The following is a 23745-nucleotide window of genomic DNA, read 5'->3' on the forward strand; positions in this document are numbered from 1 at the left end:
GCTTTCACCTGATCGTGCTTGATCCGGTTGGGCAGCGGGATCACCCGTTGGAAGCGCCCGTAGCGGAACTCGGTGCGGGTTACGCCCTTGTCTTCGGAGCGTTTTTCAAAGCGCCGCTCGCCGCTGATGGAGACCGCTTCTGCCGTCGCCTGGATGTCCAGATCGTTGGGGTTCAAGCCGGGCAGCTCCAGTTTCAGGGTAATGGTTTCCGGATCATCGTGCATTTCCACCGCCGGCACAAAAGTATAGGCATCGGTCTCGGCGGGGCGAGCCATCAGCCGGTCAAACAGCCGGTTCATTTCCCGTTGAATTTCGTCAATTTCCCGAAAGGGATCCCAGCGAACAAGGGCCATATCTACCCACCTCCTGAGGAGATTTTGGTTGATTTTCTTTAAGCTTTGCCTCGGAGACTTTAGCATAGCCTCCGTACATCAGCCTAAGCCGTCTGGCCCAATCAAGGTGTAGAGTTTTCTAGAAATCTGTTGGGGTATTTCCCCTACGAAAAGCAAGCAAAAGCCCTTAGGGCTCTGAACGCCGATGGGGGCGGTGGGAGCTTGTTTGCAACCACAGGCTCAGGCCAGTAGCTACCATAACCAACAGACCCAGTCCGTTTAAGAACGGGTAAACCCCCTGCAGATCGAGGGGGCCCCACTGCCCTTTGTGGATTTGGATGAGCCAGGAGTAGTCGAAGTTTCCGGTGAGGCGGGCCATTTGATAGAGGGATCCCGTTACCACCGTTACCAGCAAGGGCAAGGCCACGATAGGGGCCAGGGCACGGTGGATGCGGCGGAGGATTCTTTGACTAAGGGCCATTGGGCTTGCTCCCAGGTAAGCGCCACCATCCTGCCATGGTAGCAGGCTCGACGCCTTTGCCCCTCTGCTCAAGACTGGATCCCCACCGCCTCTTCCAGCTTGGGCATTTGCTCTCTGGGGATGACCCGTCCCTCGTCCTCAAAGCCAGGGATCTCGTGGAAGTTGAGGTAGCGGTACACTTCGCCGGCAAAGGGCTGGATCTTGGTGGCAACGATCTGCCGGTATTCCTCCACCGTTGGGATCCGCCCCAAGAGGGCGCAGACAGCAGCCAGCTCGGCGGATCCCAGGTAGACCCGTGCGCCTTTGCCCATGCGGTTGTCAAAGTTGCGGGTGGAGGTGGACATGACGGTGGCTCCATCGGCCACGCGAGCCTGGTTGCCCATGCACAGGCTGCAGCCAGGCATCTCTGTTCTCGCTCCAGCAGCGGCAAAGATGCTGTACACCCCTTCAGCGCGCAGTTGCGCCTCGTCCATGCGCGTGGGGGGACAGATCCACAGTTGGCGCACCTTAACCCGCCCCTCGCCTTCCAAGATCTTGGCAGCGGCGCGGTAGTGGCCAATGTTGGTCATGCAGGAGCCAATGAACACCTCGTCAATGTGGATGGGCGTATCGGGGTTGCCGGCTGCGTGCTGGGCGTGGACTTCGCTCAGGGTCATTACTTTATCGGGATCGTTGGGGGCGCAGACAATTGGCTCGGTGATGGTGCTGAGATCAATCTCGATGACGGCGGCGTATTCGGCGTCGGGATCCGCTTCCAGCAGGGTGGGATTGGCCAGCCAGGCCTCCATCTTGGCAATGCGCCGCAGCAGGGTGCGAGCGTCCTGATAGCCGCGGGCAATCATGTTTTTCAGCAGCACCACGTTGGAGCGCAGGTACTCGGCAACGCTCTCAACGCTTAGCTTAATGGTGCAGGCGGCGCAGTTGCGTTCTGCCGAGGCGTCGGTAAACTCGAAGGCTTGCTCCACCTTCAGATTGGGCAGGCCCTCGATCTCCATGATTCGCCCAGCGAAGACGTTTTTCTTGCCCTGCTTCTCGACGGTAAGCAGCCCCCGCTGGATGGCCACGTAGGGAATGGCGTGAACAAGGTCCCGCAGAGTAATCCCAGGCTGCAATTCCCCCTTAAAGCGCACCAGCACCGACTCCGGCATGTTGAGGGGCATCACCCCCATGGCCGCGGCAAAGGCCACCAGACCCGATCCAGCGGGGAAGGAGATGCCCAGAGGAAAGCGGGTGTGGGAGTCGCCCCCCGTGCCGACGGTATCGGGCAGGAGCATGCGGTTGAGCCAGGAGTGGATGATGCCATCGCCCGGCCGCAGGACAACCCCTCCCCGCGAGGCAAAGAAGTCGGGCAGCTCTTTGTGGATTTGGATGTCCACCGGCTTGGGATAGGCGGCGGTGTGGCAGAAGCTCTGCAGCACCAGGTCAGCGCTAAAGCCCAGACAGGCCAGCTCCTTGAGCTCGTCGCGGGTCATGGGGCCAGTGGTGTCCTGGGATCCCACGGTGGTCATCAGGGGCTCGCAACTCGTGCCAGGGCGCACCCCTGGTAGCCCACAGGCTTTGCCCACGATTTTCTGGGCCAGGGTATAGCCTTTGCCCGTGTCGGGGGGCGGGGTGGGGCGGATAAAGAGAGGAGAAGGATCCAGCCCCAGGGCCTGGCGGGTTTTGTCAGTGAGGGCCCGGCCAATCAAAAGGGGGATGCGGCCCCCGGCCCGCACCTCGTCCGGCAAGGTGACAGGACGCAGGGAAAAGCTGGCGAGAATTTCGCCCGTCTGGGAGCGGATCACGCCCTCGTAGGGATAGATCGTGACCACCATGCCCGTCTCCAATGGGGAGACATCGCACTGGATGGGCAGAGCGCCCGCATCCTCGGCGGTGTTGAAGAAAATCGGTGCAATCGTGCCCCCCAGGATAACGCCCCCGGCCCGCTTGTTGGGCACATAGGGAATGTCGTGGCCAATGTGCCAAAGGAGGGAATTGAGGGCGGACTTGCGGGAGGATCCCGTGCCCACTACATCCCCCACAAAGGCCACCGGATGGCCGCGGCGCTTGAGCTCAGCAATGGCAGCTATGGCCCCCGGTGCCCGCGACTCCAACATGCTCTGGGCGTGAAGGGGGATGTCTGGGCGGGTGGTGGCGTGGGCGGCAGGGGAGAGGTCGTCGGTGTTGATTTCGCCGGCAACCTTGAACACCGTGACGGTGATGGCCTCAGCTAGAGGCGGCTTGGCAGTAAACCACTCCCCAGCGGCCCAGGATTCCAGCACCTGCCGCGCATAGACGTTGCCGGCCTGGCTCAGCTCCAGTACGTCGTGAAAGGCATCGAAGACCAGCAGCGTGTGGCTGAGGGCGCGGGCCGCCGCCGCCGCGATCTCCTGCCGCCTATCCTGCAGCAGCTCCAGCAGTACCTGGACGTTGTAGCCCCCCAACATCGTGCCCAGGAGCTCCACTGCCCGCAAGGGAGGAATGAGGGGGGAGCGCACCTCCTCCTTGGCCAGGGCGGCCAAAAAGCCGGCCTTCACATAGGCTGCCTCGTCCACCCCCGGCGGGACGCGCTCCGTGAGGAGGTGCAACAGAAAAGCCTCCTCTCCAGGCGGGGGATCCTTAAGCAGCTCGCACACCTGGCTGGTCTGGGCGGCATTCAAGGGCAGTGGCGGGATCCCTTGCGCCGCACGGGCGGCAGCGTGTTGGCGGTACTCAGCCAGCATGAGGATTCCTTGGGTCGCTGACGCAGGCATTATTCTACCGCCAGAAAGAACCCAGCCCTCCTCAAGAGAGCTCCGCCAACAGCTCCTTTTGGTATAGGCCAATACAAGCTTGGATTAACTCGTCCAGCTCCCCTTCCAAAATTGGCTCGAGCGGGAAGTTCTGGTTGAGGCGGTGGTCGGTAACCCGATTGTCCTTGTAGTTGTAGGTGCGAATTTTTTCTGAACGGGCTCCTGTTCCTACCTGCATGCGGCGGGCGGAGCTAATGGAGGCCTGCTGCTCGCGCAGCTTCATCTCGTAGAGCTTGGCCCGCAAAATCTGCATGGCCCGCTGCCGGTTTTGCAGCTGGGAGCGCTCCTCGGTGCAGAAGACCCGGATCCCAGTGGGCTTGTGGAAGAGATCCACCGCCGTTTCCACCTTGTTCACGTTTTGTCCCCCTGCCCCCCCGGAACGCGCTGTCCTAATCTCGATATCTTTGGGATCAATGACCACCTCCACCTCGTCCGCTTCTGGCATTACCGCTACCGTGGCCGTCGAAGTGTGGATGCGCCCCTGGGCTTCCGTGATGGGTACCCGCTGCACCCGGTGCACGCCGGCCTCAAACTTGAGCTTGCTATAGACTTGATCGCCGCGGATTTCCAGGATGGCCTCTTTATAGCCGCCCATGTCGCCCTCGGAGAGGCTGACCAAGCGCACTGACCAGCCCATCTTCTCGGCATAGCGGGTGTACATGCGGGCTAGATCAGCTGCCCACAGGGCTGCTTCCTCTCCCCCAGTGCCGGCGCGGATCTCCAACATGATGTTCTTTTCGTCGTTGGGATCCCGGGGCAGCAGCAGCAGGGTAAGCTTTTCCTCCAGTTGCTCCTGACGGGCGCGCAGCTGCTCCAGCTCTGCCCTTACCATTGCCTCCAGCTCCGGGTCAGAGGCCGCCTCGCGCAAAAGCTCCTCCGTCTGCTTGAGGTCGCGAGTTAGCTTTTGCCAGTCATGGAAGGCCTGCACCGTTGCTTCCAGGGAGGAGCGGGCCTTGGCGATTCGCTGCAGCTCCGCAGGGTCTGTCGCCACCTCGGGATCCGCCAGGCGCACCGTCAGCTCCTGGAAGGTAGCTTCGACGTTTTTGAGCTGCTCGATGAGTTGAGCAGAAGCCATAGGTCTAAGTCAGCAAGAAACCCAAGCCGTCCTGAGCAAGGCAAGGGAAAGCTCTACTGGGCTTTCTTGCCACTGCTCATGCCGTACTTGCGCATGAACTTCTCCACTCGCCCTTCGGTGTCGATGATCTTTTGGGTGCCGGTGAAGAAGGGGTGGTTGCCAGACCACACTTCAACCCTGAGCTCTGGCTTGGTGGATCCCACCGTCATGACCACCTCGCCGTTGCAGATGACTTTGGCCTCGGGGTACCACTGGGGGTGAATTCCTTTCTTGGGCATGAGAGCCTCCTCCCTGGGTGGATATAAGCCTGTAATAAATGTCTATCAACCCAATACCTACTGCCGCAATGCCGGCCCTTACCGCTTCGAGTACTGAGGAGCCTTGCGGGCTTTGCGCAAGCCGTACTTCTTGCGCTCCACAGCGCGAGGATCGCGGGTGAGGTAGCCCTCGGCCTTGAGGGGGCCGCGGTTGGAGGGATCCAGCTGGCAGAGGGCGCGGGCCACCCCGAGCTTGATGGCATCGGCCTGGCCGTGGAGGCCGCCCCCATGGGCTCGCGCCAAGATGTCGTAGGAGTCCTCTAGGCCAAGGAGCTCCAGCGGCGCCTTGACGCTGGCCAGAAACGCCGCCTGGTACTGCAGGTACTCCTCGCCAGGCCGGTCGTTGATGATGATCTTGCCCGTGCCAGGAACCAGGCGCACGCGGGCAATGGCAGTTTTGCGGCGCCCAGTTCCCCAGTAGACGGCTCGCGGGTTGCTGGCTGTCTGGGTCATGCTTGGGCTCCTGGGATCGTGTGGATGGGATAGACCTGTGGCTGCTGGGCCTGGTGGGGGTGGTGGGGGCCGGCGTACACTTTCAGCTTGGTAAATTGCCGCCGCCCTAGGCGGGTGTGGGGCAACATCCCCTTCACCGCTTTCTCGATCACCCGCTCTGGCAGGCGGGCTTGCAGTTGGGCAAAGGTCTCCACCTTCATCCCGCCGGGACGGCCAGAGTGGCGGCGGTAGAGCTTTTGGGTGCGCTTTTTGCCGGTAACCACCACTTTCTCAGCGTTGATGACGATCACGTAGTCCCCCGTATCCAGGTGGGGGGTGAAGTTGGGCTTGTGCTTGCCGCGCAAGAGGTTGGCCACAACTACCGCTAGGCGGCCAAGGCGCTGGCCAGCTGCATCAATTACGTACCAGCGCGGGGCTAAGGTGGAAGGGGTAGGAAGGGGAGTCTTGTTCATGGCAGCTAGGAGAGAGAAGGGACAAGAGAAAGAACACCTGCCGGCCAAGAAAGGGATCCCCAGAAGGGCAAGGAGGGAGGAAAGCGTTGGCCAAAGGGATCCCTAGCATAGCCCACATCCAACAGGCACAGGCCCTGTGGAGGGGCGCTGTAGCGGGTGCGCATCTGGCTCCAGTCGTTGTGTTGCCAGAGGTGGACAAATTGCTGGGGGCTGAGCTCGCCCCGGCCCACCACCTCGAGAGACCCCACCAGCAGCCGCATCATCCGGTAGAGGAAGCCGCTGGCCTGCACTTCGATGCTGATGAGATCCCCTACTCGTTGGCAAAGCACCTCCTCCACCCGCACCCACGAGTGCGGTCGATCGGATCCCCGCCGGCGGAAGGCTTCCAGGTTGTGCTCCCCCAAAAGGGAGCGCAGCGCCTCGGCCATTGGCTCCACCTGCAAAGGCCAGCGCACTTGCCAGCTAAAGGGCCGCCAGAACACATCTGGGCGCTCGCGATTGAGAATGAGGTAGCGGTAGCGGCGCCACCTGGCGGAAAAGCGGGCATGCCAGTCCTCGGACACAGGCGCTGAAGCCAGTACCACTATATCTTCCGGTAGGCAGTCGTTGAGCACCCGTGCCCACTCCGTGGGCGGAATGCCGCAGGTGGTGTCGAAGTGAGCTACTTGGCCAGCCGCATGTACCCCGGCGTCGGTGCGCCCTGCTCCGTAGAGGGTAACGGGGTGCCCGGCCCGCGAGGCAATGGCCTCCTCTAGTACCCCTTGTACGGTGCGGTGGCCCGCCTGCCGTTGCCAGCCGCGAAAGTCCCTGCCCAGGTACTGAATCTTTAGGGCAATGCGACGGCTTTGCATGAAGCCTACACCAACTCGATGACGGCCATTTCTGCCCCATCGCCCCGCCGGCGCACGGTGCGCAAGATGCGGGTGTAGCCTCCCGCTCGATCTCGATAGCGCTCGGGCGCCTGCTCAAACAAGGAGCGCACCAGATCCTTGTCGTAGATGTAGGCCAGGGCCTGCCGCCGCGCTGCCAGGGAGCCGTCCTTGGCTAGGGTAATCATCTTCTCGGCTGTGGCCCGAACGGCTTTGGCGCGGGCTTTGGTGGTAACAATTCGCCCTTCCCGTAGCAAAGCCGTGGTCAGGGCCCGCAGCAGAGCCTTGCGTTGGTCAGCAGGCTTGTTGAGATGAGGAGTACGACGGCGGTGACGCATGGTAGCCTCTGCTTTTTGTCCTCGAGTTTCAGGCAGCTTGGGGTTTTGAGCCCCACCCTGGGCAGGCTAGGTCCTGCTCCTTTCGCGGGGCAGCGTCAGGCCAAAGCGATTTTTCAAAGCTTGCACTACCTCTTCGGCGGATTTCTGGCCAAAGTTTTTGATCTCCAGCAAATCTTCCTCGGTATGGAGCAGCAGATCCGCCAGGGTGTGGATCTGGGCTCGCTTGAGGCAGTTGTAGGCCCGCACCGAGAGCTGCAGCTCCTCGATGGGGATTTGGTTTTTCTGGGTGTCCTCTGCTGGCTGGGGGGCTGCTGGGGTGTCAAAGCTAACCTCCTGCAGCGGCGAGAACAGACCTACCAAAATGCGAGCTGCTTGGCTAAGCGCTTCCTGGGGAGTAAGGCTGCCGTTGGTCCAGATCTCCAGAACTAGGCGATCTTTTTCCAAAGACTGCCCCACCCGGGCTGGCTCGACGGTGTAGTTGACCTTGCGCACCGGCATGAAGACGGAGTCAATTTGGAGAAAGTCAATGGCCATGGATTTGCTGTCGGCGTAATCGACGGCGCGATAGCCCCGTCCACGGCCAATCATGAACTCCATCTCCAGGATGGCTCCCTCCGCCAGCGTGGCAATGTGGTGACGGGGGTTGATCACCTCTACGCCGCTGGGCAGCTGCAGCTTTTCAGCGGTCACTTCCCCCGGCCCCTGCGCTACTAGGCGGCCCACCTGCGGCTCAGGAGAGCTGGAGCGCAGAACCAGCTCCTTCATGTTGAGCAGGATCTCCATCACGTCTTCCCGCACCCCGGGCACGGTGGAAAACTCGTGGCTTACCCCGGCAATGCGTACGGCCGTCACTGCCGTGCCTTCGAGGTTGGAAAGCAGCACCCGGCGCAAGGCGTTGCCTACCGTGATCCCCTGACCGCGCTCCAGCGGCCCCAGGGCAAATTTGCCGTAGTAAACACCATTGGCTTCCTGATGGGATTCGAGGCACTCAGTTTGATAGGGAGCAGCACTGGCTGCTGCTTTGCTGGTTGAATGGTGGAGGGTTCGGCTGGTTGGCATCATGGCGTAGCCCTGTCTGTCTGGCTAGCTATGCGTTGGAGAAGGTAGTCCCCCTCTGGTGCTAGGGGGCTAGGATTCTAAAAACAAGCTCTTGGCTTCCCTAAAAGTCGGGATCCTAGACGCGCCGCCGCTTAGGGGGCCGGCAGCCGTTGTGGGGAATGGGAGTGATGTCGCGAATGAGGGTGATTTCTAGGCCTGCCGCCTGGAGAGCTCGAATGGCTGTCTCTCGACCGGCTCCGGGACCGCTGACCATGACCTCAATCTGCCGCATGCCGTTCTCCATGGCTTGCCGCGCTGCGCTCTCTGCTGCCACCTGGGCGGCAAAGGGAGTACCCTTCTTGGCACCTTTGAATCCAGTAGAACCTGCCGAAGCCCAACACACGACGTTGCCGTTGGGATCGGTAATGGTGACGATGGTGTTGTTAAAGGTGGACTGGATGTAGGCCACGCCGTTGGGGATATTTTTCTTGACCTTGCGTCCGCGCCGTTGCTGCTGAGCCATGACCTCTGCGTCCTTGTTGACTTAAAGTAAGGTGTACGGAGATTGGGGGGAACAGGACTTACTTCTTGGCTGGCGGTTTCTTCTTGCCAGCTACCGTTTTCCTAACTCCTTTGCGGGTGCGGGCGTTGGTGCGGGTGCGCTGGCCGCGCACAGGCAACCGCAGGCGGTGGCGCCGACCTCGGTAGGTGCCGATGTCAATGAGGCGCTTGATGTTCATCGCCTCCTGACGGCGCAGATCCCCCTCCACTTGGTACTCGTTTTCCACCACAGCCCTTAGGGCGGCTATCTCCGCGTCGGTGAGGTCGCGGGTGCGGGTATCGGGGTTGATGCCCGTCTTGGCCAGAATTTGGCGGGAGCGAGTTAGCCCAATGCCGTAGATGTAGGTGAGGGCAATCTCAATTCGCTTGTCTCGGGGGATGTCAACGCCCGCAATTCGTGCCATGGTTAGGGGTACCTTTCCAACAAACTCAAGTAAACTGGCTTCCTAAAGTTGAGTTGTTGCAGTCGGGAAGCGTCTTGCCAAAGGCATGGCTTAGGCTGCACCAACTGCCCCTTGTCTCTAGCGCTGCCTCACTCCTCCGTCCCCTACTTTTACCCTTGCCGCTGTTTGTGCTTTGGGTTGGCAGGACAAATGACCATCACCCGGCCACGGCGGCGAATGACTCGGCACTTTTCGCAGATTCGTCGGACGGAGGGCCGCACCTTCATGGCTATCCTGCCAAAACCAGCGAATATCCATTCTACGGTCACCGGGACAAGCTGTCAAAAATTGTTTGGGCTTTCTCGGTGGGTTGGCTATGCTGGTTGGGCAAAGGAGCAGAGCAGGGCTGGGGATCAAATGCGCTGGCAGTGGCTGGTTGTGGTGGGCGGCCTGCTAGGTCTGGGATCCACGGTTTGGGCCCAGGAGATGCCGGTGGCCTCTCAAGACGCTGCCAGCCCCCTGAGGGCGGAGAAGTTATTACCACTCCCCAGCTCGGCGGATCGCATTGACGGCGTGCCGGAGCGGGGGTGGCTGGCGGTGGGGCTGCTGGAAGCCCAGGCGGTAATGCTGCTGGATGGGTCGAGCGGGGATCCCCTGTGGCAAGTGGCGGTGGGTTTTGCCCCCAGCGTGGTGCGGGTGGATGCGGCCCGGCAGGTGGTCTATGCCTCTGGCCTCGAGGCTCCTGGGGTGGTGGCCCTCGATCTGCCAACTGGGGAGCTGCTCCGGACTTATGAACTGCCGGCAGGAGTCTTGGATATGGCTGTAGATCCTGCCAGGGGACGGGTTTTTGCCTCCCTGCCCGCCGCCCAAAGCTTGGCGGTGATCCATTGGGGGGAAGCGGAGCAGCCTCAGGCTCGCCACTTGCCGCTGCCCGGCCCCCCTTTGGCTTTGGCCTATGACGCCCGGCAGGGAGTGGTATTTGTGGGCTTGGGTGGCGGGGATCCCCTCAGTGTGCTGGTGGTCAACCCCGACAATGGCGAGCTGCTGGCCCGCTGGCGCGGCGGCCATACTCCAGAGGCAATGGCGTTGGATGCCCAGCGGCAACGCCTGGTGGTGCTCAACTCGGGTAGCCAAGAGCTGACCGTGCTGGATCTAAGCCGCAGCGGCAAGCTCCTGCAGCGAGTTGGCCTAGATTGGCGGCCGACGCGGCTGGCCCTTTCCCCCGATGGGCGCTGGGCCTACGTGAGTGCCCGCAGCAGCGACCGCCTGCAAATTGTGGATCTAGAGGCGGGGCGACTGGTTACCTCCCTACGGCTGGAGAGACAGCCGACAGGCTTGGCGATGCTGGGCGATGGGGATCTGTGGGTGGTGGCGGCAGGGATCCCAGCTCTGCGCCGTCTAGAAGCGCAAGTGGGCAAGAGCAAGACGGAGGCCCGCCAGGAGGAGCTTCCCTCTGCAGGCCAGCGCGGTGTGGTGACGGGACGGGTGCTGGATATTGCCGGCCAGCCTGTCCAGACTGGGGTTGTCCGCCTTGCTGCCACCGCCACCCAACCCCAACAGACAGTTCCCATTGCCGCCGACGGCACCTATGTCTTGCCAGAGCTGCCGGCGGGGCTGTACCTGGTGGATGTGGAGGTGCCGGGGTTTCCCCCCACTAGCACCCAGGTGGAGGTGCGGGCTGGTTTTGTGTCCACCCAAAACATTCGCCTGCCGCCAGGGCAGCCGGCCCACCAGCCGGAGGGCATTGGCCTGTTGCCGGATGAGCCGGTTTACTCGGATGAGCTGGCCCGGCACCTCAGCGTTGCCCTTCAGGAGCTGCAGCCACAGCGGCCCGTGATCCTCCTAAAGGGACCGCTAGGGCCAGATCCCCGCTTTGAGCCGCTCCTGCCACTTGTCCAGGGCCTAACCTTGTTGGATCGGGATGAGCGCTACACCGCCGACTTGGCCAAGCTGAAGGCCATCGGCGACGCCCTCGGCTTGCGCTACATTCTCCTAACCCACCTGCAAATCTCGCGGGATTACAACCGACAGGGCAGCCCGCTGCTGAATATGGCCCTGCGCTTGCTGGCGCCGGCAATCCCGGTGGAGATCCCCAACTTTACCCCCAACCAGCTGCGCAGCCGTGGCGTAGTGGTGGTGGTGGACTTGCAGAAGGATCGGCCAGGGGATCGGGCTCGGTACTACGAGGCCTATGGGCGAGATGACGTGGGCGGGGAGCCGCTGTTTGAAGATGCGGCGGCGGGCCTGTTTCGGCTGCAGGTGCGCAACATGGTGCCTCTCTTTATCCAGCAATGGCAGGCCAATAACCCCTTTGCTGGGTAAACTACCCCACGGCTAAATCTGGGGGCTGCCGCGCCGCCTCCTTCAGTGAGGAGCTTGCCTGTGGAGAACCCCCTGCAATTGGCGGACGTCGTCATGGCTGTTCTCGTTTTCCTTTTCTCGCTGCAGCGCAGGATTGGCCGGGGCGGCCTGGCGCTTGGCAGTTGGCTAGCCCTGGCTGCGGAGGTCTCGGCCCAGGCTCTGGCCACCCCCCCTCTCCCTCTGACGGCATTGTTTCCCCACCGGGATCAGGCGGAATCCCAGGCGCGTCTGGTGGGGCAGGTGAGCAACAGCCTGGGGCAGCCGGTGGCCGGGGCGCAGGTGCACTTAGAGGGCTTGGAGAACCTCGCTCAGCCCATCCAAACGGACGAGCAGGGCGCCTTCGAGCTCAACCAAGCCCCGGCTGGGCGCCGGCTGCTGACGGTGTGGCACCCCGATTACGAAAAGGCAGAGCAGGAGATCCTGCTGCAGGCAGGCCTGACCACCCCCGTGGAGGTGGTTTTGCAGGTGCCCCTCCGGCCCCAGCCGCGGCGTCGCCTTGGCATTTTGGGGGTGGGAGGGCTGGACCATACCCGGCTTTTGAGCCAGCGCCTGGCCATAGAGGTGGTGCGCCTGGGTCTGATCCCCAACACCGAGAAGGTGGTGCCCCTGGACAACCGCCGCCTGCAGCCGATCCTGCGCCAGGTGGGCTGGCCCATCTACGAGCTGTTTGAGTGGGATCGCCGCAAGCCAGAAGCGGTGAGCCGGTTTTTCGACTACCTAGGCCTGGAGGCCATTGTCATCGCCCGCGTCGATGTCCTCACCCGCCCGACTTCGCCCACTGAGGTAAGCCTGCGCTCCCGCAGCCGCCTGGAGCTGTGGAGATTTGACGAGCAGGGCAACCTTGTGGCGGAGGTTCTGGCGGAGGCTAGCCGCAACCAGGTGGAACGGGGCAACCTCAACGCCGACGACCTGGCCCAGCTCTACCAAATCCAGGTCACGCAAATGGCCGCCGAAATTGGATCCCGCTGGAAAAAGAACCACCCGCTGGCTTCTTACCTAGAGCTGACCCCAGGCGAGGCCCCAGTGCCACCTTCGCGCCTGGATACGGCCGTGGAGCTGGTCATTCCCCCCTCCTAGGGGCTTTAACTGGGGGCTGGCCTAGCAACGGCGGCAGGTTAAAGTAGCACTGAGGATCCCTGCTGACGTCTCCTGCCCATGGCTTCACCCCACCAACCCGCAAGGCCGGAAGGGGATAAGCCCCTCCTTGCTGCCTCTGACCCTGAAGGGGTAGCCACTGGCAACTTGCCCCCAGAGGCAGCAACTGCCGCTCTGGCTGCAATTGGGTCCGCAGGAGAGCGCCGCTGGCTGCTGGGGGGAGCGCTTGGGATCTTTCTGATGAGCCTGGGGCTGCGCCTATGGCGACTGGCCGAGTTGCCGGCGCCGGTGTTCGACGAGGTGTATTTCCCTCAGTTTGCCCAAAATTACCTCGACGGGAAGCCCTTCTACGACGTACATCCGCCCCTGGGGAAGTACTTCATCGCTCTCAGCATCCAACTCTTTGGCCGCAACGAGTGGGGCTTTCGCCTAGCTACCGCCTTGTGCGGGTCCTTGATTCCGCTTTTGCTGGCTGGCTTGGCCTATCGCCTCACCTACCACGTGGGCTTTGCGCTCCTAAGTGGGGCTCTGCTGCTCACGGACGGGGTGTTTCTGGTGGAGTCCCGCTTTGGCCTGATTAACGTGTACTTGGTTGCCTTTGGCCTGGCGGCCTTGATTTTGCTCCTAAGCGGGCTGGAACGCCGCGGTTGGCAGCGGACTCTTCACCTCACCGGCTCCGGCATCCTCCTGGGGGCGGCGGCTTCTGTAAAGTGGAATGGCCTCTGGTTTGCTTTCATGTTTGCCCTCCTGGGGATCCTGGTCTGGGGGGTGGTCTGGCTGCGCCCGCAGTGGCTCCCAAGGCTAGGGATCTTGAGCCAGATCCGCCACCTGCGCTGGTGGCACTATGCCTTTTGCTTTGGCCTTGCGCCGCTGGCCTTTTATGCCATCCAGTGGATCCCACACCTGCAGCTCAACCCGCAGCAGGGGCTGACGCTGGATTGGAGCTGGACTGGGATCCAGAACTACTTTCGCTCTCTAGTGCTCATCAATCAGGCGGTTTACAGCGGGCACCTGCATGCTGATCTTGTGGTCGATGAAAACACCCCCGTTCACCCCTATTGCTCCACCAGCTTGCGCTCCCTGGTGGCCTGGTTCCCAGCGCTACGACCTTGGCTGACCACCCCCTTGGCCTCGGCGGGGGCCTGGTCTTGGCCAATTATGGGCCGCCCGGTGGGCTACTACTTCAGCAGTCAGGGCAACCTGTGGCGAGCAGTCCATGGCCTGGGCAATCCCTGGCTGTGGTGGCTGGGGACAGGCTCGATCCTGGTGCTGGTCTGGCGCGGGATCCGCCGCTTCCACGGCCTGGAAGCCTTTATCTTAATCGGCTACGCGGCCAACTACCTGCCCTGGTTCCTCGTCAGCCGCTGCGTCTTCATCTACCACTACATGAGTGCTCTGGCATTCAGCACCCTGGCCCTGGCCTGGCTGGTGCTGCTGGGCTGGCGGCACTACCGTCGCTTCTGGCGGCGGGTGAGCTGGATGGCGGTGAGCTTGGTTTTGGCGTCTTTTCTCTTCTTCTTCCCTGTTTGGTTTGGCCTTCCCCTCAGGCCAGACCAGTTTTATGCGCGCATGTGGTTCCGCCCCACCCCGACACCGCTCTTCTGCTTTAGCCCCCAGGCCTGCGAGCGAGCACCCCTACGCCTGCCGCCTGTTCCTGGCTTGAACTGGATTTGAGGGGGGCATGGTAAGCTTTGGGCAGTTTGTCTAGGAGAAGCTGGGCTTCCTTGCCGGAAGGCGGGGTGTGGTTTGTTAAGCGCTTGTGGTGGAGGTAGTGGTAACCTATGGCTCGATCCTGCCCGCGTCCTGCCAACTCTCCCCGCCGTTACCCTGGCCAGCCGGTTCCTGTCGGCGTCATCGGGGTCGGCAACATGGGCCAGCACCATGCTCGCGTCTTTAGCCTGATGAAGGACGTGCAAGTGGTGGGCGTGGCCGACATCAACGTGGAGCGGGGCCTGGATGTAGCCAGCCGCTATCGAGTCCACTTCTACGAAGACTACCGGGAGCTGCTGCCCCACGTGGCCGCCGTGGCCATCGCCGTTCCCACCGTGCTTCACCACGAGGTGGGTATGGCCTGCCTGGAGGCGGGGGTACACGTGCTCATTGAAAAGCCCATTGCCGCCAGTATTGCCGAGGCAGAATCCCTGGTCAACCGCGCCGCCGACTGCAATTGCATTCTGCAGGTAGGACACATCGAGCGCTTTAGCCCCGTCTTTCAAAGGCTGGGGCAAGTTTTGCAGCGCGAAGAGCCGCTGGCTTTTGAGGCCCACCGACTCAGCCCCTATTCCGACCGGGCCAGCGACGTGTCGGTGGTGTTTGACCTGATGATCCACGACATCGACCTGTTGCTGGAGCTGATCCCTTCCCCTGTAACCCAGATTACTGCTAGCGGCAACCGCGCCTCCAACTTAGGCTATCTCGACTACGTCACAGCCACCCTCACCTTTGCCAACGGCGCCATCGCCACCCTCACCGCCAGCAAGGTTACCCACCGCAAGGTGCGCACCATCGCCGTCCACTGCAAAAATGCCCTCGTGGAAGCCGATTTTCTCCACAACGAGATCTCGATTTACCGCCAGGGAGGCAGCAGTAGCCACGACTACGGCCAAGTGCCCTACCCGCGGGAGGGCCTTATCGAGAAGGTTTATATCGAACCTATTGATAAGCTGCATGCCGAGCTAGAGCATTTCATCAACTGTGTGCGGGGCGGTAGCCAGCCTTCGGTGGGCGGGGAGCAGGCCCTAAAGGCCCTAAAGCTGGCCTCGGAGGTGGAGCGGATTGCTCTAGATGGCTGTGCCTGGCGCGAAGCCAAGCCTCGCTGCAGTTTCTTGCCGTAGCTTCCTAGGGGAAGTAAGGAGAGCCAAAGCCTTGGTAGGAAAAAATCTAGCTTTGGCAATAGGCGGCGTGGCAACAGGGATCTTGGCCGGCCTTTTGGGTATCGGCGGCGGCACGATCCTGGTGCCCTTGCAGGTCAGCTTGGGGATCCCGCCGCTGCAGGCGGTTGCCACGAGCAACTTTTCCATGCTCCTCACCTCCCTAGCAGGCAGCTTCCAAAACTGGCGCAGGGGAATGCTGGATCCCAAGCGGGTGATTCTGCTGGGGATCCCGGCTCTGTTCACAGCCCAAGGGGGGGCAATCCTTGCCAGTCACCTGCCCGGCTATCTGTTACTAGCGGCCTTTGGGGTGCTGTTGCTAGCGAACATTTACCTGGTGGAGCTGGGCAAAACCGCGGTCGCCCACGCCCAAGGGTTGGGGAGGCCAGGTGCTGCGGCCGGCAGGACGAAGTCCCCCGATGCAGGGAAACTCGGCAACCGCTCTGCTATTAGGATCCCGATGCCTCCCTGGCTGGCCCGCATCCTGACCGGGGGCGCTGCCGGCTTGTTGGCGGGGCTTTTCGGCATTGGCGGTGGCATTATCCTGGTACCGCTGCAGATCCTGCTGTTGGGGGAAGCCCTCAAGGTGGCCATCCAAACCAGCTTGGGAGTGATTGGGATTACAGCCGCTGCTGCCACCTTCGGCCATGCTGGCCTGGGCGATTGGATGGCGAACGCCCTGGGCTTTGGGGAGGGCACCCTCCACCAGAACGTGCTCTGGATTCCCGGCCTCATCTTGGGGATGGGGGGATTAGCCGGCGTTCAGGTCAGCACCCGCCTCTTGCCCAGATTGCCCGAGGCAGTGGTCAGGCTACTGTTGCGCAGCTTTCTGGCCCTGGTTTCTCTCTACGTTTTTTGGCAGGCCTGGCAAAGCTACGAATAAATCAGGTTGCCTTGGCCAAGCAGATCCCTGTAGTTCTGCTTGCTGAGGTCATGGACAGGGTAGCTGCCGAAAAGTTTGAGGATCTCGGCAATGGCCTCCAAGGCCGCGACGACCTCATCAGGCAGATAGGGTTGGCCGACCGGGTTTTCTAGATCGACAAAGAAGACGTAGGTTCCCGCCGATTTCTTGGTAGGACGCGACTCAATGCGCGACATGTTCAGGCCCCGCTCGGCAAAAACTTGCAGCGGCTTCAGCAGCGCTCCTGGCACATTGTGGGGCAGGCTAAAGGCCAGGGAAGTGTGGGATCCCCCCGGTGAAGATCCGCAGCGGCCCACCACCCAAAAGCGGGTGGAATTGTCCGGGTGGTCGTTGATTGGGCAGGCCAAGACCGGCAGTTGGTAAAGCTCTGCAGCCCGCTCTGAGGCGATGACAGCAGCTTTGGGCTGGCTTTGCAGCCGCTCCAGTTCTTCGGTGGTGGAGCGGGTTGGGATCAAGGTGGCCTGCGGCAGGTGGGATCGCAGCCAAGCCTGACATTGAGCCAAAGCTTGCGGGTGGGAATAGACCTGCTCAATCTGCTCTAGCCGGGAGGCACAGCTGATGAGGGCATGGCGAATTGGCAGGATGAGCGCCTGGCGAATGCTTAGCCCTTCCAGTTGCCAGAGGGCATCTAGGGTCATCGAGACGCCGCCCTCGACGGAGTTTTCTACCGGCACCACTGCCCAGGCCTGCTCGCCGGCAGCCACCGCTTCCAAGCAGGCGCTAATGGTGGGATAGGGCACCAAGGGGTGGGATCCCTGGCTGTGGAGGTGGGGCTGCTCGGGACAGGCCAGCAGGGCAGCCAACTCCGTATAGGTTCCGGCAGGGCCTAGAAAAGCCACTGGCGCAGACGAGACGATGGAGTCCATCCCTTCAGCTTTCTTGTTCAGGATTGCTGTGGGCTAGCTCTAACTCTACCGTCTTGGCGTTGCGCAGCCGCAGGGGACAGTCAGGTTCTGGACAGAGAGGATTGGCCGCCACCCGCTCCATGGCCTTGGTCACTTCCAGGCGAATTTGCCTCTGCAACTCCTGATCCGCCTGGATAGCCTCTAGGGTGTATATAGAGCCTTCAAAACTAGTAGTGTAGCGGGGCTGGAGGTTGTTGAGGGCCAGCGCAGCGGCATCGTGACAGAATCTTTCGCACAAGCAGTAGCGCTGCTGGCTTTCCATGAGCAGCAGCTCGTTCACCATCTCCAGAACAGCCCGCTCCATCTGATTTTCCAACTTCTTCAGAGGTTTGCGTGCTTCCATGGGTGGGATCCCCTCGCCGTTGTTTTCGCTTAAAGGCTTAAGGCCGCTGCCAACCTCTCTGGAAAAGTTGCCGCTCTTTGGCTGGGAAATAACTTCTCCCGCTTTCCTTCCTTCACATAGAGATGGGACTCGGGACTTGTGTTCCCAGTTTCGGGAGCGCTTGCACCTAACGTACCCAAAAGCAACGCGGTTATCAACTTGCGTCTCAAAGGGTCTGGGGGGAAGAACTAGTCGCCCGGCCAGGGAAGTCCGACCCTAGATTCCCGGGTCAGCCTCCTGCTGCAACCCTGCCTTAGAGCCTTGCAAGAAGCCGGCCATACTAAGCCTCCCCTTCCGGCGGCTGGGAGTGTCACTCTATCTCTAGGGGACTGGCGTCTCCTGCGCTGCAGCCCTCAATCCGTCGTCCTAGACTGCTACTGGAGGATTGCTATGACCACACGGGTAGCCATCAATGGATTTGGTCGCATTGGCCGCTCGTTTTTGCGAGCGCTGCTCTCCCAGCCAGAGCGGGGGCTGGAGGTGGTAGCGGTTAACGACCTAACCGAGCCGGAAAATCTGGCTTACCTACTCCAATTTGACTCTGCCTACGGCCGCCTGCCCCAGACGGTGAGCGTTGCCGATGGCCACCTGCACGTCGGCAGCCACAAGATCCGAGTTCTGGCAGAACGGGATCCGGCGCAACTGCCCTGGAAAGATCTGGGCGTCGAACTGGTCATAGAGTCCACTGGCCTGTTTACCAAGCGGGAGGGAGCAGCCAAGCACCTGGAGGCTGGCGCCAAAAAGGTGATCATCTCTGCTCCTGCCAAGGGTGCCGACCTAACAGTAGTGATAGGGGTCAACGACGACCAGTACGACCCCGAGCGGCATCACATCGTCTCCAACGCCTCCTGTACCACCAACTGTCTGGCGCCGCTGGCCAAGGTCTTGCTGGATCGCTTTGGCATCGAGACGGGCTTTCTCACCACGTGCCATGCCTACACTGCCACCCAGGCCATTGTGGATCGCCCGGATCCCAAGGACTATCGCCGGGGCCGCTCGGCGGCGGTGTCGATTGTGCCTTCCACAACAGGGGCAGCTACGGCAGTTGCCGAGGTCTTGCCTGCCCTGAAAGGGAAGATGGACGGCCTGGCACTGCGGGTGCCCACCCTAACCGGCTCGATCGTGGACTTTGTGGTGCGCACTGAGCGGCCCATTACCAAAGAGGCGGTTAACCAAGCTTTTGTCGAGGCTGCTGAGGGGCCGATGCGCGGGATCCTGGCCATTGCCCCGCCGCACATTGTCTCGGCAGATATCATCGGCGATCCCCACTCTTCAATTGTGGATCTGGAGTCGACGATGACGCTAGGGGATCGCACAGTGAAGGTGCTCTCCTGGTACGACAACGAATACGGCTACGCCTCGCGGCTGGTGGATCTGGCAGCCAAAATGGCGGCTGCGCTGTAGAGCTTTAGTCCCAGCCTAGGTCGGTGCGCTCGAGCCAGGAGCTATCCAGGGCAGCCAGCGCCTCGGCTGCGGCTATGCCGGTTTCCGGGTGGCGCCAGTGGGGATTGATTTCGCACAGGGGGGCCAGGACGAAGGGGCGCTCCATCATGCGAGGGTGGGGCAGGGTCAGGGCGGGGCTGTTGAGAATCCAATTGCCCATGGCCAGCAGATCCAAGTCCAGCGTTCTGGCCTCCCAGTGTATGCGCCGCACCCGCCCTGCTTCCTGCTCGATGGCCAGCAGCGCCCTGAGCAACTCCAGGGGGGATTGGTAAGGCGGAAAGGGATCCAGGGCCACCACGGCGTTGAGGTAGTCGGGCTGGCCCGGCGGCCCTCCTTGGGCGGGGCTGCGGTAGAGGCTGGAGCGGGCCACCACCTCTCCCAGACGCGGCAACTTCTGCATGGCCGTGCGCAACTGCTGCAGCGGATCCCCGAGGTTGCTCCCCAGAGCTATGTAGGCCAGGTCAGGCTTCATGGAAGCGCAGAGCGACGGCGGACGATCTCCACGTACACATCGTCAAACAGCCCTGGCAGGGGGGCTTGCGGCTTGTGCACCCGCACCGTCAGGGCTTCCACCTGGGGATAGCTCTGCCACAGCCGCTCGGCAATCCGGTCTGCCAACGTCTCAATCAACCGGTAGCGCTGCTGGGTCACCTCTTCCCGCACTGCCTCGTACACCTGGGCGTAGTCCACGGTGTGGGCCAAGTCATCCTCTTGGGGAACCAAGGCAAGCTGCAGCTCCACATCCACCACAAAGCGCGCCCCCAACAGGGCCTCCTCAGGACGATAGCCGTGGTGGGCATGGAAGCTAAGACCCCGCAGCACCAGCCTAGTTTGGCTCACAGTGCAGCCCTTCCCAAGCCGCTAGAGCGGAGACATGGGCGGGGACGTTGTGCGCCCGCACCAGGGTAGCGCCCCGGCTGGCGGCAAAGAGGTGCACGGCTACGCTGGCGCTATCCCGCTCTTTGGGCACAGCAATGCCGGAAAGCTGGCCGACAAAACTTTTGCGCGAGGCTCCCACCAAAACGGGGTAGCCATAGGCCACTAGCCGCGGCAGGGCTCTGAGGAGGGCAATGTTCTGCTCGGCGGTTTTGGCAAAGCCCAGGCCAGGATCCAAAATGACACTGGGCACACCGGCTGCCAGAGCCCGCTCCGCTTGGTCCTTGAGAAAACCAAAAACTTCTCCCTCAAGGTCGTCGTAGTCGGTGAGCTGCTGCATGGTGCGCGGCTCTCCCCGCATGTGCATGATGACCGCTGGCACCCCCTTCTCGGCACACACCTGCATCATCTGGGGATCCCGCAGCCCGGTGACATCGTTGATGATGTGTGCCCCCGCTGCCAGAGCAGCAGCAGCCACCTCTGTTCGCCGTGTATCGACGCTGAGGAGAATTCCGGATCCTTCTAGAGCCCGAATCACGGGCAAAACCCGGTCGCACTCCACCTCTACCGACACCGGCTCCGCCCCCGGCCGGGTAGACTCGCCGCCAATATCCACAATCAGAGCTCCCGCTGCTGCCATGGCCTTGGCCGCTTGCACGGCTGCCTCCACGGATCCCCACTGGCCGCCGTCGCTGAAGCTATCGGGGGTTACATTGAGTACCCCCATCACCGCCACTCCCCGCCAAGAAAGACGGTACCCCTCTTCTGTCCGTTCCGCTCCAGGCAGGGGACGCCGGGAGATCAAGCTAGTAACGCCCATAACTCTTGTAAGCTACTTCGCTGTCAGAGCGGCTGCCCAAGAGGGAGGAAGTGCGAGCCTAGCTGAATTCCCTTGCTCTGTTGGGACGCAGACTGCTTGGAGTGGCACGGCATCTGGGTGTATCCGTCCTAGTAGGGGGATTGAGGGAGGACATCACCTGAGGTTGACAAGGAGGGATCCGCTGCCAGCCAAAGAGTAGCTTCAGCAGAGGAATCCCTCCTGCTTGAGCTAAAACATAATGTCGTCTTCCGAACGACCCCAGATGCACCAGATGATGGAAGCAAAAATTGCCAGGTAAACCCAGGCCATTGGCCCGTATTGCAGCAGGTCCATCAATGCGTCCCTTAAAGCAATTGTTTATCTAGTCCAATTATTGTGATGTTTCGTTACAGCGTCAACGGCTTTCTCAGGAAAGGGCCCCTAGACATGGAAGCGGAAGAGCATTACATCTCCTTCCTGAACCACGTAGTCTCTGCCCTCGCTGCGCACCAAGCCCTTTTCTCGGGCAGCACTCAGGGATCCCGCTGCCACTAGATCCTCATACGCTATCGTTTCCGCCCGGATAAAGCCCCGCTCAAAATCCGAGTGAATGACCCCCGCCGCCTGGGGAGCAGTGGCACCGGCAGGGATTGTCCAGGCGCGGGTTTCTTTGGGACCAGAGGTAAAGTAGGTGCGCAGGCCCAACAGCTCGTAGGTGGCGCGGATCAAGGATTTCAGCCCCCCTTCTTTCACCCCCAGCGACTCTAGATAAGCCTGTCGCTCTTCAGGCGGCAACTCCACCAATTCCGCCTCCACCTGGGCCGAGACCACCACCACACGCGCCTCCTCTGCCTGGGCCACCTGCCGCACCTGCTCTACCCAGTCGTTGCCAGTGGCTAGCTCCGTTTCTGCCACGTTGGCGGCGTAGATCACCTTCTTGCGGGTGAGCAGCCCCAGCCCTTTGATGGCGACCTCCTCCTCTGCGCTAAGGGGCACCAGGCGAGCCGGCTTGCCCTCGTCCAGAGCAGCCTGCAGCTTCTCCAGGGCCTGCAGCTCTACTTGAGCCGTTTTGTCGGATTTGGCCTGCTTGCGCACCCGTTCCAAGCGTCGCTCAATCTGGGCCAGATCGGCCAGGGCCAGCTCTAGGTTAATCACCCCTATGTCTCGCACGGGATCCACCGAGCCAGCCACGTGGACAATGTTCTCGTCTTTAAAGCAGCGCACCACATGCACGATGGCGTCCACCTGGCGGATGTGGGAGAGAAATTGGTTGCCCAAGCCCTCCCCCTTGCTGGCACCAGCCACCAGCCCGGCAATATCGACAAACTCGATTTGAGCGGGAACAATGGCCGCCGAGCCACTGATCTTAGCCAGCACCTCCAGGCGCTCGTCTGGCACGGCCACCCGTCCGATGTTGGGCTCGATGGTACAGAAAGGAAAGTTGGCCGCCTCCGCTTTGGCATTTTCGCAGAGAGCGTTGAATAGAGTCGATTTGCCCACATTGGGCAGGCCGACAATTCCAGCTCTAAGCATTGAGAGTGGGAGGGAAAAAGTCCGTTGCGAAACTTTACTTTGACGTTAGCATTTGTCGCCTCCGGCTAGTGCGCTTACCCAGAGGGCAGCTCCGCGGCAAGCTGGGCAAAGTTCCTCAGACCCGTTCCAAAAAGACCACTCCCTCTACATGGCCTGTTTGGGGAAAGAAGTCAGCAGCTCGCCATTGGGTTAGGCGGTAGGATCCCTCGGCCATAAGGATTTGCAGGTCGCGCGCCAAGGTGGCAGGATGACAGCTAATGTAAACGATCTGCCGGGGCCGTTGCTGCTTTAGGATCTCAAGCACCTGCCGCTCGCAGCCCCGCCGCGGCGGATCCAACACCACAACATCGGCAGGAGGCAGAGTCGGCAAAACCGCTTCTACTGCGCCCTGGAAAAACTGGGCCGAAGTGATGCCGTTGAACTGGGCATTGTAGCGGGCCTGGGCCACCGCCGCGGGCAGGACTTCCACCCCCATCGCCCGTTTGGCCCGCTGGGCCAAGAGCAGGGTTAGGGTGCCGATGCCACAGTAGGCATCTAGAACGGTCTCCTCGCCGCGCAGATGGAGCTGATCCACTATCCAGGTAAAAAAGGCCTCCGCCTGCTCTGTGTTGACCTGGAAGAAGGAGGTGCTATCAATCCAAAAGGAAAGACCGGCCAGTTCTTCCCGCAGGGATCCCCGTCCAGCAATGACCTCCGTTTGCTGGCCAAAGATGACGTTGGTGCGGGCTGGGTTGAGGTTGAGGCAGACCCCCACCAAGTCGGGGTAGCGCTGCATCCAGCGTTTGGCCCACCTTTCCAGGTGAGGTAGGTCGCGGCTGCAACTCACCAGAGTGAGAAGCACCTCGCGGGTGCGGCGGCCAATGCGCAGGCCCAGATGGCGCAACTGGCCTTGGTGGCGGCTTTCGTCGTACACACTCCAGCCGGTTTCCTGCAGATCCCGCTTGATTTCCCTCAGGAACACATCCAGTCGCTCGTCCTGGACAGGGCACTGGTTGAGGTTTACCAAGCGGTGGCTGCCCCGTCGGTAGTAGCCCATGCGCAGCGGCTGGCCCTCTGCTTTGGCAATGGGGTAGGTGACCTTGTTGCGGTAGCGCAGCGGCTGCGGGGATCCCAAAATGGGGACGGGCTCCGGCAAGGAAAGGCCGCCAATCCGCTCTAGCGCGTTGCGGAGAATTTGCTGCTTGGTGGCCAACTGCTGCTCGTAGCTGACGTGCTGCCACTGGCAGCCACCGCACTTGTCGGCAACAATGCAGGCTGGACGCACTCGGTGCGGCGAGGGAGTAACGAGCGAACGAATTCGCCCGACCAGGTAGTTGCGCTTGATCTCGAGAACCTGGGCCACCACCCGATCCCCGGGCACGCCTTGGGCTACAAACACCACCCGCCCCCGCCCGTAGCCAAGGGTGTGGGCAATGCCATCTCCTTCGGGAGTTAGGTCTGTGATCTCCAGGGAGAGGAGATCCCCTGGCTTGATGGGATCAGGGGCCAG

Annotated in this window: 26 protein-coding genes; 6 read left to right on the forward strand and 20 right to left on the reverse strand. The window is 61.7% G+C overall.

Annotated elements, in window-relative coordinates; genetic code table 11:
- The 13 genes from NW807_RS04770 to rpmJ all read right to left on the reverse strand — a co-directional run.
- A partial coding sequence (locus NW807_RS04770; RefSeq protein WP_414425421.1) for an Hsp20/alpha crystallin family protein occupies positions 1–353 on the reverse strand: 353 nt, incomplete at its 3' end.
- Positions 354–519: 166 nt separating this feature from the next.
- Positions 520–813 (reverse strand): PepSY domain-containing protein, encoded by a 294-nt coding sequence (locus NW807_RS04775; protein WP_414425422.1) that lies wholly within the window; start codon positions 811–813, stop codon positions 520–522.
- A 68-nt stretch (positions 814–881) separates the two neighbouring features.
- Positions 882–3515, reverse strand: a complete 2634-nt coding sequence (gene acnB, locus NW807_RS04780; RefSeq protein ID WP_414425440.1) for a bifunctional aconitate hydratase 2/2-methylisocitrate dehydratase — start codon at positions 3513–3515, stop codon at positions 882–884.
- A 61-nt stretch (positions 3516–3576) separates the two neighbouring features.
- Positions 3577–4659, reverse strand: a complete 1083-nt coding sequence (gene prfA, locus NW807_RS04785; protein WP_414395876.1) for a peptide chain release factor 1 — start codon at positions 4657–4659, stop codon at positions 3577–3579.
- Positions 4660–4712: 53 nt separating this feature from the next.
- Positions 4713–4937, reverse strand: a complete 225-nt coding sequence (gene rpmE / locus NW807_RS04790) for a 50S ribosomal protein L31 (RefSeq protein WP_414395874.1) — start codon at positions 4935–4937, stop codon at positions 4713–4715.
- A 78-nt stretch (positions 4938–5015) separates the two neighbouring features.
- A complete protein-coding gene (gene rpsI, locus NW807_RS04795) occupies positions 5016–5429 on the reverse strand; it encodes a 30S ribosomal protein S9 (protein WP_414411634.1) in 414 nt (137 codons plus the stop codon).
- Complete coding sequence (gene rplM, locus NW807_RS04800) at positions 5426–5881, reverse strand: 50S ribosomal protein L13 (RefSeq protein WP_414410439.1); 456 nt, start codon at positions 5879–5881, stop codon at positions 5426–5428. The genes rpsI and rplM overlap by 4 nt, the downstream gene beginning before the upstream one ends.
- A 5-nt stretch (positions 5882–5886) precedes the next feature.
- On the reverse strand, positions 5887–6732 hold the full coding sequence (gene truA / locus NW807_RS04805) for a tRNA pseudouridine(38-40) synthase TruA (protein WP_414411635.1): 846 nt from the start codon (positions 6730–6732) through the stop codon (positions 5887–5889).
- Between the two features lie 5 nt (positions 6733–6737).
- Entirely contained in the window at positions 6738–7088 is a 351-nt protein-coding gene (gene rplQ, locus NW807_RS04810; protein WP_414395870.1) for a 50S ribosomal protein L17, read from the reverse strand.
- Positions 7089–7154: 66 nt separating this feature from the next.
- Entirely contained in the window at positions 7155–8147 is a 993-nt protein-coding gene (locus tag NW807_RS04815) for a DNA-directed RNA polymerase subunit alpha (protein ID WP_414395924.1), read from the reverse strand.
- A 115-nt stretch (positions 8148–8262) separates the two neighbouring features.
- Positions 8263–8649 carry a 30S ribosomal protein S11 gene (gene rpsK, locus NW807_RS04820; protein ID WP_414395869.1) on the reverse strand — a complete coding sequence of 129 codons (387 nt, stop codon included), beginning with the start codon at positions 8647–8649 and terminating at the stop codon, positions 8263–8265.
- A 58-nt stretch (positions 8650–8707) separates the two neighbouring features.
- Positions 8708–9091, reverse strand: coding sequence for a 30S ribosomal protein S13 (gene rpsM / locus NW807_RS04825; protein WP_414395867.1), 384 nt, complete (start codon positions 9089–9091; stop codon positions 8708–8710).
- A 149-nt stretch (positions 9092–9240) separates the two neighbouring features.
- Positions 9241–9357 carry a 50S ribosomal protein L36 gene (rpmJ, locus tag NW807_RS04830; protein WP_414395865.1) on the reverse strand — a complete coding sequence of 39 codons (117 nt, stop codon included), beginning with the start codon at positions 9355–9357 and terminating at the stop codon, positions 9241–9243.
- Between the two features lie 130 nt (positions 9358–9487).
- Between rpmJ and NW807_RS04835 the strand changes: the two genes are divergently transcribed.
- From NW807_RS04835 to NW807_RS04855, 5 genes are all read left to right on the forward strand, one after another.
- Positions 9488–11392, forward strand: coding sequence for a carboxypeptidase regulatory-like domain-containing protein (locus tag NW807_RS04835; protein WP_414425423.1), 1905 nt, complete (start codon positions 9488–9490; stop codon positions 11390–11392).
- A gap of 93 nt (positions 11393–11485) precedes the next feature.
- Positions 11486–12508, forward strand: a complete 1023-nt coding sequence (locus NW807_RS04840) for a carboxypeptidase-like regulatory domain-containing protein (protein WP_414425424.1) — start codon at positions 11486–11488, stop codon at positions 12506–12508.
- A gap of 78 nt (positions 12509–12586) precedes the next feature.
- A complete protein-coding gene (locus tag NW807_RS04845) occupies positions 12587–14200 on the forward strand; it encodes a phospholipid carrier-dependent glycosyltransferase (RefSeq protein ID WP_414405845.1) in 1614 nt (537 codons plus the stop codon).
- A 107-nt stretch (positions 14201–14307) separates the two neighbouring features.
- Positions 14308–15360: a Gfo/Idh/MocA family oxidoreductase gene (locus NW807_RS04850; RefSeq protein ID WP_414425425.1), complete on the forward strand. Its 1053-nt coding sequence runs from the start codon at positions 14308–14310 to the stop codon at positions 15358–15360.
- 31 nt (positions 15361–15391) lie between these two features.
- The gene (locus NW807_RS04855; RefSeq protein ID WP_414425426.1) at positions 15392–16279 is read left to right on the forward strand and encodes a sulfite exporter TauE/SafE family protein; all 888 of its coding nucleotides are present in this window, start codon (positions 15392–15394) and stop codon (positions 16277–16279) included.
- Here the strand turns inward: NW807_RS04855 and pheA are convergent.
- Together pheA and NW807_RS04865 are read right to left on the reverse strand one after the other, a co-directional pair.
- Positions 16270–17184, reverse strand: coding sequence for a prephenate dehydratase (gene pheA, locus NW807_RS04860; RefSeq protein ID WP_414425427.1), 915 nt, complete (start codon positions 17182–17184; stop codon positions 16270–16272). The genes NW807_RS04855 and pheA overlap by 10 nt on opposite strands.
- Before the next feature lie 4 nt (positions 17185–17188).
- On the reverse strand, positions 17189–17566 hold the full coding sequence (locus NW807_RS04865; RefSeq protein ID WP_414425428.1) for a late competence development ComFB family protein: 378 nt from the start codon (positions 17564–17566) through the stop codon (positions 17189–17191).
- Between the two features lie 429 nt (positions 17567–17995).
- On the opposite strand from NW807_RS04865, the gene gap reads away from it, so the two are divergent.
- Positions 17996–19009 (forward strand): type I glyceraldehyde-3-phosphate dehydrogenase, encoded by a 1014-nt coding sequence (gene gap / locus NW807_RS04870; protein ID WP_414395850.1) that lies wholly within the window; start codon positions 17996–17998, stop codon positions 19007–19009.
- Positions 19010–19013: 4 nt separating this feature from the next.
- Here gap and folK read toward each other — a convergent pair whose 3' ends face one another.
- The 5 genes from folK to rlmD form a co-directional block, all read right to left on the reverse strand.
- The gene (gene folK, locus NW807_RS04875; protein WP_414419882.1) at positions 19014–19520 is read right to left on the reverse strand and encodes a 2-amino-4-hydroxy-6-hydroxymethyldihydropteridine diphosphokinase; all 507 of its coding nucleotides are present in this window, start codon (positions 19518–19520) and stop codon (positions 19014–19016) included.
- The gene (gene folB / locus NW807_RS04880; protein WP_414405839.1) at positions 19517–19888 is read right to left on the reverse strand and encodes a dihydroneopterin aldolase; all 372 of its coding nucleotides are present in this window, start codon (positions 19886–19888) and stop codon (positions 19517–19519) included. Before folB ends, folK begins: the two co-directional genes overlap by 4 nt.
- Positions 19875–20744 (reverse strand): dihydropteroate synthase, encoded by an 870-nt coding sequence (gene folP / locus NW807_RS04885; protein ID WP_414405838.1) that lies wholly within the window; start codon positions 20742–20744, stop codon positions 19875–19877. Before folP ends, folB begins: the two co-directional genes overlap by 14 nt.
- Positions 20745–21164: 420 nt before the next feature.
- Entirely contained in the window at positions 21165–22256 is a 1092-nt protein-coding gene (ychF, locus tag NW807_RS04890) for a redox-regulated ATPase YchF (protein ID WP_414410427.1), read from the reverse strand.
- A 115-nt stretch (positions 22257–22371) separates the two neighbouring features.
- Complete coding sequence (gene rlmD, locus NW807_RS04895) at positions 22372–23745, reverse strand: 23S rRNA (uracil(1939)-C(5))-methyltransferase RlmD (RefSeq protein WP_414425429.1); 1374 nt, start codon at positions 23743–23745, stop codon at positions 22372–22374.

It is taken from the genome of Synechococcus sp. R70.1, from assembly GCF_047461675.1.
Lineage (GTDB): Bacteria > Cyanobacteriota > Cyanobacteriia > Thermostichales > Thermostichaceae > Thermostichus.

Bases quoted from the DNA above. Each gene is read 5' to 3' on its own strand.
- NW807_RS04775 (WP_414425422.1), bottom strand. From the start codon at position 813: ATGGCCCTTAGTCAAAGAATCCTCCGCCGCATCCACCGTGCCCTGGCC.
- acnB (WP_414425440.1), bottom strand. From the start codon at position 3,515: ATGCTGGCTGAGTACCGCCAACACGCTGCCGCCCGTGCGGCGCAAGGG.
- prfA (WP_414395876.1), bottom strand. From the start codon at position 4,659: ATGGCTTCTGCTCAACTCATCGAGCAGCTCAAAAACGTCGAAGCTACC.
- rpmE (WP_414395874.1), bottom strand. From the start codon at position 4,937: ATGCCCAAGAAAGGAATTCACCCCCAGTGGTACCCCGAGGCCAAAGTC.
- rpsI (WP_414411634.1), bottom strand. From the start codon at position 5,429: ATGACCCAGACAGCCAGCAACCCGCGAGCCGTCTACTGGGGAACTGGG.
- rplM (WP_414410439.1), bottom strand. From the start codon at position 5,881: ATGAACAAGACTCCCCTTCCTACCCCTTCCACCTTAGCCCCGCGCTGG.
- truA (WP_414411635.1), bottom strand. From the start codon at position 6,732: ATGCAAAGCCGTCGCATTGCCCTAAAGATTCAGTACCTGGGCAGGGAC.
- rplQ (WP_414395870.1), bottom strand. From the start codon at position 7,088: ATGCGTCACCGCCGTCGTACTCCTCATCTCAACAAGCCTGCTGACCAA.
- NW807_RS04815 (WP_414395924.1), bottom strand. From the start codon at position 8,147: ATGCCAACCAGCCGAACCCTCCACCATTCAACCAGCAAAGCAGCAGCC.
- rpsK (WP_414395869.1), bottom strand. From the start codon at position 8,649: ATGGCTCAGCAGCAACGGCGCGGACGCAAGGTCAAGAAAAATATCCCC.
- rpsM (WP_414395867.1), bottom strand. From the start codon at position 9,091: ATGGCACGAATTGCGGGCGTTGACATCCCCCGAGACAAGCGAATTGAG.
- rpmJ (WP_414395865.1), bottom strand. From the start codon at position 9,357: ATGAAGGTGCGGCCCTCCGTCCGACGAATCTGCGAAAAGTGCCGAGTC.
- NW807_RS04835 (WP_414425423.1), top strand. From the start codon at position 9,488: ATGCGCTGGCAGTGGCTGGTTGTGGTGGGCGGCCTGCTAGGTCTGGGA.
- NW807_RS04840 (WP_414425424.1), top strand. From the start codon at position 11,486: ATGGCTGTTCTCGTTTTCCTTTTCTCGCTGCAGCGCAGGATTGGCCGG.
- NW807_RS04845 (WP_414405845.1), top strand. From the start codon at position 12,587: ATGGCTTCACCCCACCAACCCGCAAGGCCGGAAGGGGATAAGCCCCTC.
- NW807_RS04850 (WP_414425425.1), top strand. From the start codon at position 14,308: ATGGCTCGATCCTGCCCGCGTCCTGCCAACTCTCCCCGCCGTTACCCT.
- pheA (WP_414425427.1), bottom strand. From the start codon at position 17,184: ATGGACTCCATCGTCTCGTCTGCGCCAGTGGCTTTTCTAGGCCCTGCC.
- NW807_RS04865 (WP_414425428.1), bottom strand. From the start codon at position 17,566: ATGGAAGCACGCAAACCTCTGAAGAAGTTGGAAAATCAGATGGAGCGG.
- gap (WP_414395850.1), top strand. From the start codon at position 17,996: ATGACCACACGGGTAGCCATCAATGGATTTGGTCGCATTGGCCGCTCG.
- folK (WP_414419882.1), bottom strand. From the start codon at position 19,520: ATGAAGCCTGACCTGGCCTACATAGCTCTGGGGAGCAACCTCGGGGAT.
- folP (WP_414405838.1), bottom strand. From the start codon at position 20,744: ATGGGCGTTACTAGCTTGATCTCCCGGCGTCCCCTGCCTGGAGCGGAA.
- ychF (WP_414410427.1), bottom strand. From the start codon at position 22,256: ATGCTTAGAGCTGGAATTGTCGGCCTGCCCAATGTGGGCAAATCGACT.